Origin of the sequence: Brachyspira pulli (assembly GCF_036997785.1) — a bacterium.
In the GTDB taxonomy this organism is placed as follows: domain Bacteria; phylum Spirochaetota; class Brachyspiria; order Brachyspirales; family Brachyspiraceae; genus Brachyspira; species Brachyspira pulli.
This window is the reverse complement of sequence record NZ_JAWLQI010000080.1, coordinates 1-14,840: the sequence shown is the minus strand read 5'-3', so window position 1 is coordinate 14,840 and position 14,840 is coordinate 1. Positions and strand designations below refer to the sequence as shown.

The 14,840-nt window shown below is 26.6% G+C and carries 16 protein-coding genes; 5 read left to right on the top strand and 11 right to left on the bottom strand.

The features are described 5' to 3' along the window. Nucleotides 1-509: 509 nt before the first annotated feature. The 5 genes from R4K56_RS13405 to R4K56_RS13385 all read left to right on the top strand — a co-directional run bounded on the left by R4K56_RS13405 (nt 510) and on the right by R4K56_RS13385 (nt 4,549). Complete coding sequence (locus R4K56_RS13405) at nt 510-1,682, top strand: beta-ketoacyl synthase N-terminal-like domain-containing protein (RefSeq protein WP_335772870.1); 1,173 nt, start codon at nt 510-512, stop codon at nt 1,680-1,682. 6 nt (nt 1,683-1,688) lie between these two features. After that, nucleotides 1,689-2,192 (top strand): ApeP family dehydratase, encoded by a 504-nt coding sequence (locus R4K56_RS13400; protein WP_335769470.1) that lies wholly within the window; start codon nt 1,689-1,691, stop codon nt 2,190-2,192. A 4-nt stretch (nt 2,193-2,196) separates the two neighbouring features. After that, nucleotides 2,197-2,931, top strand: coding sequence for a 3-oxoacyl-ACP reductase FabG (fabG, locus tag R4K56_RS13395; RefSeq protein WP_335756492.1), 735 nt, complete (start codon nt 2,197-2,199; stop codon nt 2,929-2,931). A gap of 121 nt (nt 2,932-3,052) precedes the next feature. Further along, nucleotides 3,053-3,721 (top strand): ankyrin repeat domain-containing protein, encoded by a 669-nt coding sequence (locus tag R4K56_RS13390; protein ID WP_335756493.1) that lies wholly within the window; start codon nt 3,053-3,055, stop codon nt 3,719-3,721. Between the two features lie 201 nt (nt 3,722-3,922). Beyond that, nucleotides 3,923-4,549: a D-sedoheptulose-7-phosphate isomerase gene (locus R4K56_RS13385; RefSeq protein WP_297297803.1), complete on the top strand. Its 627-nt coding sequence runs from the start codon at nt 3,923-3,925 to the stop codon at nt 4,547-4,549. A gap of 100 nt (nt 4,550-4,649) precedes the next feature. Here R4K56_RS13385 and fabF read toward each other — a convergent pair whose 3' ends face one another. From fabF to R4K56_RS13330, 11 genes are all read right to left on the bottom strand, one after another. Then, on the bottom strand, nt 4,650-5,903 hold the full coding sequence (fabF, locus tag R4K56_RS13380) for a beta-ketoacyl-ACP synthase II (RefSeq protein WP_335756494.1): 1,254 nt from the start codon (nt 5,901-5,903) through the stop codon (nt 4,650-4,652). An 87-nt stretch (nt 5,904-5,990) separates the two neighbouring features. Then, complete coding sequence (gene acpP / locus R4K56_RS13375; protein WP_013115070.1) at nt 5,991-6,227, bottom strand: acyl carrier protein; 237 nt, start codon at nt 6,225-6,227, stop codon at nt 5,991-5,993. A gap of 88 nt (nt 6,228-6,315) precedes the next feature. Beyond that, nucleotides 6,316-7,065, bottom strand: a complete 750-nt coding sequence (fabG, locus tag R4K56_RS13370) for a 3-oxoacyl-[acyl-carrier-protein] reductase (RefSeq protein WP_335756495.1) — start codon at nt 7,063-7,065, stop codon at nt 6,316-6,318. A gap of 673 nt (nt 7,066-7,738) precedes the next feature. Continuing rightward, nucleotides 7,739-9,187: a phosphoglucosamine mutase gene (gene glmM, locus R4K56_RS13365; RefSeq protein WP_335769473.1), complete on the bottom strand. Its 1,449-nt coding sequence runs from the start codon at nt 9,185-9,187 to the stop codon at nt 7,739-7,741. 66 nt (nt 9,188-9,253) lie between these two features. Continuing rightward, a complete protein-coding gene (locus R4K56_RS13360; RefSeq protein ID WP_335772871.1) occupies nt 9,254-10,429 on the bottom strand; it encodes a cyclic nucleotide-binding domain-containing protein in 1,176 nt (391 codons plus the stop codon). Nucleotides 10,430-10,487: 58 nt separating this feature from the next. Next, nucleotides 10,488-11,045 carry a DNA-3-methyladenine glycosylase I gene (locus R4K56_RS13355; protein ID WP_335772872.1) on the bottom strand — a complete coding sequence of 186 codons (558 nt, stop codon included), beginning with the start codon at nt 11,043-11,045 and terminating at the stop codon, nt 10,488-10,490. A gap of 14 nt (nt 11,046-11,059) precedes the next feature. Then, nucleotides 11,060-11,551, bottom strand: coding sequence for a hypothetical protein (locus R4K56_RS13350; RefSeq protein WP_335759636.1), 492 nt, complete (start codon nt 11,549-11,551; stop codon nt 11,060-11,062). A 3-nt stretch (nt 11,552-11,554) separates the two neighbouring features. Next, on the bottom strand, nt 11,555-12,433 hold the full coding sequence (locus R4K56_RS13345) for a sigma-70 family RNA polymerase sigma factor (protein ID WP_335772873.1): 879 nt from the start codon (nt 12,431-12,433) through the stop codon (nt 11,555-11,557). After that, a complete protein-coding gene (locus R4K56_RS13340) occupies nt 12,426-12,881 on the bottom strand; it encodes a DciA family protein (RefSeq protein WP_335772874.1) in 456 nt (151 codons plus the stop codon). Before R4K56_RS13340 ends, R4K56_RS13345 begins: the two co-directional genes overlap by 8 nt. Nucleotides 12,882-12,931: 50 nt before the next feature. Then, nucleotides 12,932-13,858 (bottom strand): tetratricopeptide repeat protein, encoded by a 927-nt coding sequence (locus R4K56_RS13335; protein WP_335769478.1) that lies wholly within the window; start codon nt 13,856-13,858, stop codon nt 12,932-12,934. Further along, on the bottom strand, nt 13,818-14,660 hold the full coding sequence (locus tag R4K56_RS13330) for a hypothetical protein (RefSeq protein ID WP_335772875.1): 843 nt from the start codon (nt 14,658-14,660) through the stop codon (nt 13,818-13,820). Before R4K56_RS13330 ends, R4K56_RS13335 begins: the two co-directional genes overlap by 41 nt. Between the last annotated feature and the right edge of the window lie 180 nt (nt 14,661-14,840).

Genomic DNA, 14,840 nt, shown 5'->3' with positions numbered 1-14,840 from the left:
GAAAATTGACAAAATATAGTTGTTTAGGTATATACTGAAAATTTTTAAGTTTGTCATTTTTTTAGTCAACTTTTTCCCGCCGCATACGCTCTGCGGACTTCGTCAAATTTGCAAAAAGTGCAAGTATAAAAAATTAGTACTAAATCATATTAAAGTTGTCTTACATGTAAGATAACTTTAGTAAATTAAAGACCAAATGCAGCCTTTCGCGAAGCGTATCCGAGCTTGTCGAGGATATAAGCTTCTTTGGGGCACCACCGAGTAGGTGCCTAATCGGCAAAAGAAGTGGGGTATGGGGCAAAGCCCCATATATAAAAATAAAAATATAAATTTATTTTTGACAAAATATAGTTGTTTAGGTATAAAAACATAATTATAATGTATTATTGATATACAATAAATATATCCTTTATTTAAATTAGAAATCACTATAGTACTTAAATATATCTTTCAAAATGAACTATTTGACTTTTTTATAATAGAATTATATACTTTGATTGAGGTGTAATATGAGTAATTTATTATTGGATTTTGGCATTATTAATTGTCTGGCTAGGAGTAAAGAAGAATTATACAATAAGTATTTCATTAATGGAGAATACGGTTTAAAAGAAAATAATGATTATACTAAAAAATTTTTTCTAGGCAAAATAGACAATGATTTCTTTAATTTTGAATTAGATGCCCCATATAACAATAAAATAAATAAAATGGCTATGTATGCAGTTGATCAATTAAAACCAATAATTGATGAAGCTAAAAAGAGATACGGAAAGAATAGAATATCTGTTATAGTAGGCACATGTGAAAATGGAAGTGATGAAACTAAAGATTATATATTAAGAGGAACAGTTGAAGATAAAAAAAGAATATTAGTTATGCAAAGTTTGAATATATGCTGTGATTTTTTACAGAAGTATTTAGATGTAACTGGTATTTCTTTCACAATATCAACAGCATGTACTTCAAGTACCAATGCAATAATTGCCGCTGATGAGCTTATAAGAAGCAATGTAATAGATGTTGCTATAGTAGGCGGTGCTGATGTTGTAACTGATACTGTTGTTTATGGCTTTGATTCTCTTGAAGTTGTTGATTACAATAAAACAAATTCCTTTTCAAAAAATAGAAGCGGAATTAATTTAGGAGAAGGTGCAGCATTTACTGTACTTGCCAGAGAGAATTTTATTGATTCAGAAGATGCTTTATATCTTAAAGGCTATAATAGCAATTCAGATTCGCATCATATGACAAGCCCAGATATAGAAGGAAATACTACAAGTAAATGTATCAATGATGCTTTAAAACATGCTGATATGAGTATTAACTCTATAGATTATATAAATCTTCATGGTACAGGTACTTTGATTAATGATAAAATGGAAAGTAAAACATTAGAAAGAGTAAATGCTTCTAATATATACTGCAGTTCAAGTAAAACATCATTTGGACATACTATAGGGGCTGCTGGTGCTATGGAGCTTGGAGTTTGTTATATTGCTCTTTCTAAAATGAATAAAGAAAAGATAATTCCGCCTCATTTATACGACGGTGAATATGATAATGAACTTTCAAGAATAAATTTAGTTACTAAGAAAATTTCTGCTGAAAGACTTGAAAATTGTATGAGTGTTTCTTTTGGTTTCGGCGGAAGTAATACTTGTTTAATAGTTGGAAAATAATTATTTATGGAAAGCAAATATATATTAAATGTACCTCATAAAGGTAAAATGCTTTTAATAGAAGGCATTATTGATATAAATTTTGATGAAAATGAAATATTGACATTCTCTAATATAAAAAAAGATAATATATTTTATGATCATTGTGAAAATTCTGATGATGAAGGTATAGAGTCTTATATATTCACAGAGTATGTTGCACAAACTTCAGCTGCTTATAATGGGGCTTTAAACAATAGTAATGATTCTAATAGGGTAGGTTTTATCTTAAATATTAAGAAAGTTAATTGTTATATTAATAGAGTAAAATCAGACAGCAGAGTTTATATATTTGTAAAAGAAGTGTTGAAAGATTCAAGTATAGCTTATTATGATGGGGAAGTAATAATAAGCAATGATGATATAAATAGCTTGGAAGAATATAAGAAAATAGTTAATTATAAAAATAAAGTTATGGACTGTTCTATTATGGTAATGGAAAGTTCTTCAGAAAATCTAATAAACGGATAAATATATGGTAAATAAGAATAAATCTATTCTAATAACTGGTGCTTCTGGAAGTATAGGTCTTGCTATATCAAAGAAAGTCATATCAAATGGTTATGATGCTGTATTATGCTACAATAGAAACGATTCTTTTATAGAGAAAATAAAAGATTATTCAAAAGATTATGATGTAAATATAAGATTTTTAAAGATAGATGTTTCAAACAGAGATGAAGCTAAAAATATTTTACTTAAGGATATTGAAGACAATTCAGCTTATTATGGTGTAGTTCTTTCTTCTGGAATTACTATGGATAATGCTTTTCCTGCTATGACTGGAGAAGAATGGGACAATGTTATAGATGTTAATCTCAAAAGTTTTTATAATATTGTTAATCCTATAATTATGCCTATGATAAGGGGCAAAAAAGGAGGACGCATTATAGCTATAAGTTCAGTATCTGGTATTATAGGTAATAGAGGACAAGTTAATTATGCTGCTTCAAAAGCTGGTTTAATAGGTGCTGTGAAATCTTTGGCTATAGAATTAGGTAAAAGAAATATTACTGTTAATTGTATTGCTCCCGGTGTTATTGAAAGCGAAATGATAAATGATGAGATAATAGAGCATGCTAAAAATATGATAGCTTTAAAAAGAATAGGAAAACCAGAAGATGTTGCTAATGTTGTGAACTTTTTATTATCTGATGAAGCTAATTATATTACAAAACAAGTTATCAGTATTGACGGCGGAATGTTTTAAATAATTTAATATGTAATTATCATTTTTTGTATGATATGAACTATATTTCTTCAAAAAACTTTTTACAAATATAGTTTTAATCTTATTTATATTAAGAGTATTTGTATATAATAGGTTATTTATGAAAAAGTTTATTTATGTATTTTTTACATTGGCCTTATTTTTTAATGCCGTTTATGGACTCACAGATAATGAAATTAAATTTTTAAAATCATGTGAAGAAGGAAAATATGATTCTGTAGTTTCACTTATTAATAGAAAAGTTAATATTAATGTAGTTTCAGAAGACGGAGTTACAGGTTTAATGCTTGCTTCGCATCATGGACATAGTGCTATTGTTAGATTATTAGTAAATTCAAAAGCAGATGTAAATATTGCTGATAAGGTAGGATATACTGCTTTAATTATGGCTGTTACAGGCGGATATGCTGATATAGCAAAAATATTATTAAAAGCTGGTGCTGATGTTAATGTTGCTAACACTTACGGAGAAACAGCTTTGCATGTGGCTTCTTATAAATTGTATGCAGATATAGTTCAAACTTTGGTAGATTATAAAGTTAATATTAATGCTGTAAACAATGATGGTGATAATGCCTTAATAATGGTATTTATGTCAGCTGATAAAAGTGAAAATATGCTTCCAGTTGCTAGAATATTATGTGATAATGGCATTGATGTTAATGCTAAAGATAAAAACGGAAGAACTGCTCTAACTTATATTAAAGAAAATTATAAAAAACCTGAAACGTTAATAGCTTTCCTAAATGAATACGGTGCTACAGAATAATAAACTCATAATTTAAATGCCTAATATTTATTATTTTATAAGTTATTTATTAATATTATAAAAGTATTGTATTCATTAATAAAAAATAGTTACTAAAGATTCTAATATTAAATAATCTTGTAAAAATAATAATCTTATATATAATTTCTTTTATATTTTTAAATTATTTGATAAATTTGTAATTAATAATGGAGGAATTTAATGATAGAAGAATTAATAAATAGATTGCCAAAATTGGAAGGAATGAAAGAAAATATAGAAAATACTATAAATGAATGTATAAAATGCTATGAAAGAGGAAATAAAATCTTAATAGCAGGAAATGGCGGAAGTGCATGCGATAGTGAGCATATAGCAGGGGAGTTATTAAAAAGTTTTTTGAAGAAACGCCCTATAAAAGAAGAAATAAGAAATGAGCTTTTAAAAATAGAAGATGGGGAATATATAGCAAATAATTTGGAATCTCCATTAAGAGCCGTTGCTTTGACTTCACATTTGGGACTTTCAAGTGCTTATTTGAATGATAAAGAGCCATATTTAGTATTTGCTCAGCAATTATTAGGCTTTGGTGATAAAGGTGATATTTTCTTTGCTATAAGTACTTCAGGAAATGCTAAAAATATTATTTATGCTGCTAAACTTGCTAAGGCTATGGGAATAAAAGTTATTTCTTTTACAAATGAGAATGGAGGAAAACTTGCTGAAATGGCAGATATTGCAATTAAAGCACCTGCTAAAGAAACACATATTTCTCAAGAATATCATGAGGCAATATACCATGAAATTTGTATAAGAGTAGAGGAGCATTTTTTCAAGGAAAATAGATAAATATAATTAATACTATTTTTATTTGAATATATTTGAGAAATAAAAAAGCTCTATTATTTTTTATTAATAATAGAGCTTTTATTTTATAATAAATTATAAATTATATTCTTTTGAATACTATAGAAGCATTATGTCCGCCAAATCCGAAAGAATTGCTTATAGCATATTCTATTTTGTAATCTTGAGCAGTATTAGCAACTACATCTAAATCACATTCAGGATCTTGTTCTTCAACATTGATAGTAGGGTGAACTTTGCCTTCAATCATACTCATAACTGTAGCAATAGCTTCTATTCCGCCAGCAGCACCTAAAGCATGACCAGTCATTGATTTTGTAGAGTTAATTTTTATCTTTTTAGCATGATCTTCGCCTAAAGCTTTTTTGATAGCTTTAACTTCTGCTATATCTCCAACAGGAGTAGAAGTACCATGTGTATTAACATAATCAATTTTGTCTGGTGATATTTTAGCACTTTGAATAGCTAAAGACATAGCTCTAGCACCCATAGCACCGTCTTCTAAAGGAGCAGTAATATGGTTAGCATCAGCAGTAAAACCATAACCGCAAACTTCAGCAAGTATATTAGCATTTCTTTTCTTAGCATGCTCATATTCTTCAAGTATTAATATTCCAGCACCTTCAGCAATAACAAAACCATCTCTGCCTTTGTCGAAAGGTCTTGAAGCTTTAGTTGGTTCATCATTTCTAGTAGATAAAGCTCTAGCATTATTAAAACCAGCAATAGTAAGAGGGTTAATAGTAGCTTCAGAACCTCCAACTACCATAATATCAGCTTCATTGTCTTTTATGTGTTTATAACCTAAACCTATAGAATGGTTTGAAGAAGCACAAGCAGTAACAGTACTGTAGTTAGGGCCGTTCATACCATATTCCATTGAAATTAATCCAGGTGTCATATTGATTATTTGCATAGGTACAAAGAAAGGTGATACTCTGCTAGGGCCGTCAGCAAGTATAACATTATGATTTGATAAAAGAGTAGTTATACCACCAATACCGCTACCAAGAACACAACCAGCTCTTAATGGATCAAAGCCTGTTTTAGGTTCTATACCAGCCTGCTTAAAAGCATGATGTGCAGCATATATTCCAAAATTAATGAAAGGGTCTAATCTTCTTAACATCTTTTTATCAGAATAATAGTCGCCTTCAACTGGTAAAGCTTCAGCACCGATTTTAGTAATAAGTTGCTCTTTTTCAGGATCAAAGTATTTGCTTAATGTTTTAATTCCAGAAACACCATTAAGTAAATTATCCCAGAAAGTTTTTACGTCATTTCCTAAAGAACTTACTATTCCAAGTCCTGTGATCACAACTCTGCGTTCACTCATATATAAAACTCCTATAATTTTGACGTTATATTAAAAAATTCCCGTAAAAGACTTTAAGCTGTTTACGGGAAAATCTAAATATAATTATTATTTTTTATGTTCTTCAATATATTTTGCAGCGTCAGCTACATTTTTGATTTTTTCTTGATCTTCTTGAGGAATTTTGATGTCATAGCGTTTTTCTAATTCCATGATTAATTCAACTAAGTCAAGTGAATCAGCGTTTAAATCGTCTACGAAAGAAGCTGTATCAGTAATTTTGCTTTTGTCTGAGATGTTTAATTGATTAGCAACAACATCTTTGATTTCATCGATTAATGCCATTTTGAATCTCCTTAAATATTAAATATTATTTTTTATTAATAAAGTGCCTTTAAAGCAACATTTATATGCTTTTTTATTTTAATTTTAATCACATTGACATACCGCCGTCAACAGCGATAACTTCTCCTGTAATATAATTACTCATATCTGAAGAAAGGAATAATACTAAATTAGCAACGTCTTCTGCAGTTCCTAATCTTTTTAATGGAGTGATACTCATAATTCCTTTAACTGTATCTTCAGGCAATACATCTGTCATATCTGTTTGTATAAAACCAGGAGCTATAGCATTTACACATATATTTCTAGGTGCAAACTCTTTAGCCATAGATTTAGTAATTCCTATAATACCAGCTTTAGCTGCTGAATAATTAACCTGTCCTGCATTACCCATTTTACCTATAACACTAGATATATTAATTATTTTGCCTTTTCTAGCTCTAAGCATATTTTTAGCAGCTTCTCTTGACATATAGAAAGCACCTGAAAGATTAGTAGAAATTACATCATTCCAAGCGTTATCGTCCATTTGTATAACTAACATATCTTTAGTTATTCCTGCATTGTTTACAAGTATATCAATAGAATTGAATTTTTCTATAGTTTTAGCAACTACTTCTTTACAAGATTCGCTTGATTTAGCATCATGCTGTAATGCTAATGTTTCTACATTGTAAGCAGATTTTAATTCTTCAGCAACTTGTGAAGCTTTTTCAAAATTAGTAGCAGTAATTACTAAATTTACGCCTTCTTTAGCTAAAGTTTCGGCTATTTTTTTACCTATTCCTCTGCTTGAGCCTGTTATTATAGCTGTTTTATTTTTAAGATTTAAGTCCATATTTACCCTTTTTTAGATATGTAAAGACATATATTATAACAAAAAAATTTTTCATTAGTTAAATATACGCTATATTAAAACAAAATATAGTAAATTTGTCAAGTAAATTTTATTAATTTAAAATTTTCGACTTTTTTGGTTTAAAAGTCGAAATAGTTAGTTCTCACTATTAAAAATAATAACTAGGATTATATAACTATTTTTTATTTATTTGATAGAATATACTGAAAATTTTAAAGTTTGTCATTTTTTAGTCAACTTTTTCCAGCCGAAGCCATACCTAAAAGGGATTTACTATGGTCGTATGGAAATTTCCTCAAAGAATCCTATATCCTCGATAAACTCGAATACGCTTCGCGAAAAGCTGCATTTTTAGTCTGAATTTAGGTTGTATCATATATTTAATAAATATTTTTAAAATATAAAGTTCTAGCAATTGCGTTTTCGCGAAGCGTGCCTGTGGCAGCTACTTTGACGAAGTCCGCAGAGCGTATGCGACAAAAAAGTAGATAAATTTATATAAAGTACATCAGTTGACAAAGTTAAAAAAATCAGTATATACTGTAAAATTATATAATATTTTATTAATGAGAATTTTATAAATTTAAATAATAAAAAACCTCCAGTATATAAATTACCAGAGGTTTTTTAGTATTATTTATTCAAAATAATATTATTTTTTAGTTTTTTTGCTTGCTGCTTTCTTTGGTTTTTCTTCTTTATCTTCTTTAGGCTCTTTAACTGCTTTAGTTGTTTTAGCTGCCTTTTTAACAGTTTTTTCGCCTTTTATCATATTCATTGCTATTTCAATTAATTCTTTAGCTTCTTTTTTGCTTTTAGCTTCAGCAATAATACGAACTATAGGCTCAGTATTAGAAGAACGTACATGAAGCCAGCCGTTTTCTAAATCTATTTTTATGCCGTCAATAGTTGTAATTTTAGCTTTATTGTATTCTTCTTTTACTTGTTTTAAGAAATTATCTTCATCTATTTTTGCTATTTCTAATTTTTCTTTAACTATTTCGTATTTTGGTATTTCATTAACGAGTTCTGTAATAGATTTTCCTGTTGTAGCCATTAATTCTAATATTAAAGATATACCTAAAAGTGAATCTCTGCCAGGAGTTACTGCAGGAACTATTATTCCTCCGTTGCCTTCTCCTCCGAAATATAATTTATTTTTTACAACATGTGAAGAAACATTTATTTCTCCTATTTTTGTACGGTCAACAGAGTATCCTTTTTCCTTAGCTAAATCATCTATCATTCTTGAAGTAGATAAATTTACTGCTGCATTTCCTTTTCCTACATGCCATAAATATTTAGCACATAAAGCTAAAGTATATTCTTCGCTTATTATTGTTCCATCATCAAGTACTAATGCTAATCTGTCAGCATCTGGGTCTTGAGTAAATCCAATATTTACTTTATTTTTCTTTACTAAATCAGATAGACTTTTCATACTTGCTGCAGAAGGTTCAGCAACATGGGCAAATTTTCCTGTATGTACATTGTTTATTGAAACTTCTTTTACTCCTAATGCTTTAAGTAGGGGAGGAGTTGCAAATAAACCTGTACCATTAACATAATCGCATGCTACTTTGAAATTAGCTTTTTTGATTTTTTCAACATCTATCCATCTTAATATACGCTTGATATGTTCTTCTATAGCATTGTCAATTTTTTCATAAGTGCCTGTTTCTAATGCTTTTACAAATCTTGAAGATTTTTTATCATAAAGCTTCATAAGTTCATTAACAGCTTTTTCATCTAAGAAATGTCCGCCTTTTCCTATAAGTTTTAAGGCATTCCATTCTATAGGGTTATGGCTTGCTGATATCATTATACCGCCATGTATTTTTAATTTTTCAACCATATATAATGCAGTTGGTGTTGGTGTTATGCCTATATCTATAACATTTATACCTGATGCCATTAATGTTGAAACAACAGCATTTAATATTGATTCTCCTGTTATTCTTGTATCTCTTGCCACTAAAACTTTTGCTTTTTTTGGAAAAAGACATGCGAATGCTGAAGTATAATCCACTACGGTTCTTATATCTAAACCGTCCCCTATTATACCTCTTATTCCTGATATACTTGTTTTTAATGTTGGCATTAAAATTCTCCCTGAATAATTATTAAAAATAATTTTTATTGTTTATATATTTTTATAATAATAAAATTAAATATGATGTATATTTGCTATTCTGTTCATACAGTTTTTATATTCTATAAAAAAGGCTTTGATATCAACTATATTAATATAATTATTGGCTGATATTTGGGCTCCTCTTATTTTATTAAATTCTTTTTTTAATATTTGTGTATCTTTGAAATTTATTATCGTCTTAATATCATTAAGAGTATATAATAAATTAATGGAGTTACTTCCTTCGGGGATTGTTTCTGTTTTTAATATGTAATATAAAGTTATTAATATTTTTGCAAGAATATCATCAGTATTAAGTACTATTATTTTTAGTATAGTATTTCTTATTTTCATGCATACCATTTTTGAATAGTAAAGTTCAACAGATTGATCATTTTCCATAATACTTATTAATTCATCTTTTGTTAATACTTTTATTGTAGAATCTTCTAAAATGACAGCACATGTAGATAAAGGCTGATATGATAAAATGGGTTGGTATCCATCTATCATATGATTTTTTGAATAAATAGCTCTTGTAACCTGATCTAAATTTACTATATTATATATGCCTACTTTTCCTGATTCGATTATATATACTTTATCTGTATATTCTAATTCTGTATAAATGCAATATCCCTTTTTATACTTATAAAGATTGTTATTTATTTTTTTAGGTTCTTCTATCGGAGTTATTTCAGATAAATATTTATTTACTTCATCAATTTCTTCACATTTAGGAAATGATTTAATATATTCTTTACATAGTTTATATGATATATTGTGAAATCCGTTTTTATGATAAACTTTTATCATATTAAGAATTTCTTCTTGAGTTTTTCCATTAGTAATTTCTTTATTTTCTGATAATAATAAATAATATCTTCCAAGCCATTTTTCAAATGCTGCATCTAAATTATCTGCTATTTTTACCATCAATTCTTTATTATTCATTTCTATTATATCATCAATTTCTATTTCAATGACTTCAACATCTTCTAAAGCTTTTATATTAAAAAAATACGGTTCATTTAAAAAAGCATTTACTAAACCTATTATATCACCTTTATTGAATTCTATATTAAAATTAAAAGTACCATAAGATATAGCTTTACCTTTAGTTATAATATAAAAAGAGTTTTTTGGATTTTGATCTTTAATATAAATCATAGACGATTTTTTGAAATTTAAATTAGTGTATCCAATCATAATTATTCCATATCAATATAATTTATTATAGTACAATATTTTATTTTTTACCAATATGTTATACATTTTTATAATAATAGCAATTTACTGAATGGTCATTTATTATTCCAATAGCTTCTAAATAACTATAAATAATTATACTTCCTACAAATTTAAATCCTCTTTTATTTAAGTCTTTGCTTATAGTGTCAGATAATTCATTTCTTACTGGGAGCGGATCATCATCATTTAATTTATTATCTATTTGTTTATAATTTGTAAAAGACCATATGTATTTATCAAAGCTTCCAAATTCTCTTTGTACTTCAATAAATTTATTTGCATTTATTATAAGTGCATTAATTTTTCTTTTATTTCTTATGATTCTCTTATCGTTTAACAATTCTTCTATTTTTTTATTATCGTATTTAGCTATTTTTTTATAATCAAAATTATCAAATGCTTTTCTCATATTTTCTCTTTTATCTAGTATGCATTTCCAGCTTAATCCAGCCTGCATACCTTCAAGTATAAGCATTTCAAATAATTTATTTTCATCATGGCAAATTCGGCACCATTCTTCATTATGATATTTTATTTCTATTTCACTTTTAGCCCATTTACATATTTTTTGCATTAAGATAATAGTCCTTATTCTATATTTACTGTACATTCATAGTTATCTACTTTTATATTATATTTTCCGTTTTTTAGAGTTGTAGAATAATTATCTTTTTCTCCGAATATATTTACTATTTTTTCACCATTATAATCTATAACGCACCAATTTTTTATATTTCTTATATTAATATAATATTCATTGTTGATTTTATTTATTTCTATATTTTTAAAAACATATATTTCATTTTCTTTATTTCCTCTTGATGCTAGTGGAGTTATTTTGGTGAAATAGAGCATATAATCTATTATATTGTTTTTTATATTTATAACAGACTGTTGTTTTGACTCCTTAAACATATCAGAATCTTCTACATTTTCCATAATAAATAAATCATTTTTTAAGCTGCTTACTTCTTTTTGTAGGGATATATCTGTTTCGAGAGCTTTTAAAAACTCATCAGACACTTTAATACCATTAACATAATTGATAATTTCTTCTTCTGTATAATTATATTTATCCATATATTAACCCAATAAATTATTAAAATTTTCTTTTAAGCTAGATTTGATTTTATTTATGATTTTTGTAACTATATTGCTTGTAATATTTAAAAGTTCAGCTATAAAATTATAAGGTACATTTATTTTTATAGAATGAAGTTTTTTTATATAATTTTGTTTTTTGCTTGCTAAATGTACTGTAAATATTCCTCTTTTATGATTTTCTTCTATTTGGGCATTTACTTTTGCTATTTTGTCTTGCTGTTTTATTATGTCATTGTATTTGTTTATATATGTTGCTCTTGCTTTTTCTACTATTGAATATGCTTCTTCATAATTTATATTAAAATATTTCATTAAAGGATTTATTATTAAATTTATAAACAATTCAAGATTATGTATAAAGAAAGCTATTGAATCTCTATCATTGAATTTGTTTTCTATATATTTGAATATATTTAAAGCTAATTCTTCTATATTATCATCACCATTATAATTTTCTGTATATTCATTGATAGAGTAGGACTTAGTATCATAAAGTACATCATGCAATGTCATAGCTTCTCTGCTGCATAATGGAGCATCAATGGATATTTCTTTTTGATTATGTTTTTCTTTTCTTTTTTTATGATCTATATAATTTAAATAATGACTTCTTAATGTATATGTGAACCAAGTTATAAATTTAGCATCTGTTTCATTGTATTTTAATATTATATTTTCAAGTCTTTCTATGTAGTATGAATAAAACTCCAATGCATTATCATGAAAAGCACCAAAAACTTTCCTTGGATAATTATATATATAATGTGATAAGTGTTCGTTTATTTCTCTTAAAGCAATGATACTTCTTGTAGCTTTGTATTCTGAAATAGTCTTTTTTATAAACTCATCATCAATCATTGTTTTCCTCATATTTTAATATATTGTAGAATATTTCTTTCATTCTTTCATCTTTGATATCAGATTCTTTTATTACATTATCAATCCATTCTTTATGTTCTTTTCTAATTTCTTTTTTAGTAGTTTTTTCAGTTTTAGGAATTTCTTGTACTCTATTATTAACTTCTCCGATTCTAGTTTTTAATTCAGTAACTTCTATATTTGTTTCTTTTTTTATATTTTTGAATATATTTGATCTATTCATAAATATTTCATTAGCCCATACACTATCTATTATAGTAACGGTTAAAACAGAATTTCTAAAGAATGATGGATAGCATATTTTAGATAATACTTCCCCCATAATATCGTCCCACTTTTGAGATATTTTTATGTAATTAGCTAAATTTATATTTTGGTATGATTTCATATTAGAATATTCTTCTAATATATTTTTTATTTCACGCATAATAATAACCCTATTATTAAACATCATACAATATTTTTTTATATTATCAATTAGTTATTAGTATTTTGTGTATTTGTTGCTGTCATTGTTGTATTATTAGTATTCACATTAGTTATTATTGTATTTGTTATAATAGTATTAGTAATATTGTTTATAACATTATTTGTGTCTATTTGATTAGTATAATTATTTTCTAATTCTATAGGCTTAACTTCTAAATCTTCATCATAAGTAATTTTTGAATTATCATTTGTTGATTTAGATACAGTATTTTCTATTATCAAATCATTAGTATTTCCAGACATTCTAGCAAGTATTGTTCTTGTTCTATTTACAGAATCTTTTAATCCCTTATATTGAGGATTTATTTTATATGCTTCTTCATAAGTATTTAATGCTGAACTGAAATTTTTATCTCTTTCATAAGTTGCAGCCAAATTAACCATATAAACTACATTATTTGGACTATATACAGTTGCTTTTAAGAAAGATGATTCTGCTTGTTTATAATCTTCTATGTATAAATATAGAAGTCCCAAAAAATTATTCATATAAGCATCATTAGGTTTTAGATTTACAGAATATGTTATAGATTCTATAGCTTTATTAGTATCGCCTAATTTATATAATGCATATCCTTTTTGAAAATGAAGTTTTGCAGAAAATCTATTAACTATTATTCCGCTTCTTGCCACCCTAAGCATATTTGTATAATCTTTTAAATTCATATAAGAATTGGCAAGATTTTCAAAATATTCTATTCTTAATACAGGAGAATTAGCTATTTCATATTCAAATAGTTCTGCTGCTTTTTTATAATTTTTGGCATTGTAATATCTGTATGCATTTGATAAATTTTTTTTATTGTATATAAACACATCATTAGTTTGAGAAAACAATGATAGTGTAAATATACAAAAAATAACAAATACCTTATTAACGTCCATCTTTTTTGAAACTTTGTAATCTAAAGTCATTTATCATAGCATTAGCATAAGCTACTGTAGCATCATATATTTCTTCTTTGCTTTTTCCTTTAAAGAATTTATATACTCTAGGAGATTGAGTATTTAAATAATCTGGAAGAACCATTTCTCCATCGCTAGTAGCTTTAAGAGCTATAGATTTGATATTAGATAATTTCTCTATAAATGCATGAAGGAAGAAACCTGATTCTTTTAATATAAATTGTTCAGCTCTGCTTGAGTTGTCTCCATTATTTAAAGCAAAAATGTAATCAGCAAATATCTGAGGCACTTTTGTTTCACCTACAGGTATGATAAATTTTTGGAATTGATTATCATAATCTTTGATAGCACTTTCAACAACATAATCGCTAGCAGGCCCGCAGCAGAAGAATCTTATAACAGAGAAACAATTATATAATTCTTTGAAAGCACCATATAAATGTTTAATTTCTTCATCTGCTTTAGGATGCATATCTTCTAAAGGATATTTTTCTGTAGCACTTTTGAATTTCTCTATCATATTATCGACTTTGTTCATAAAAGAATTTTCTTTGGCTTTTTCTTCTTCAGCTTTTTTTCTTTGACGTTCTAATTCTCTGTCTCTTAATGTAGTTTTTATATCTTCTAATATTTTTATTTCAACTATTAAGAAGTTTGATAAATCTTGTCTGTTTTGTAAAGCTTCTCTATATCTGTCATTAAAACTATTTACATTATAAATTTTGCTGCCGTATTTTTCAGCACCTTGTTCATACTCGCGTCTTATTTTTGCCAAAGTAGCATTAATTTCTTTATCACTTAAACTAGCCATTCTTAAGACCCCTTTTTTAATTGAAAATATTTATAATCCCATTAAACTGTGTAAAATATCATTACAATATATCGAAAACTTTCACTAATTAATTATACAATTTTTTTAAAATAAATCTAGTATAAAAAATATTATGTATATTATAGTTATTTTTATCTTTTTGTATGTAAATATATTTTG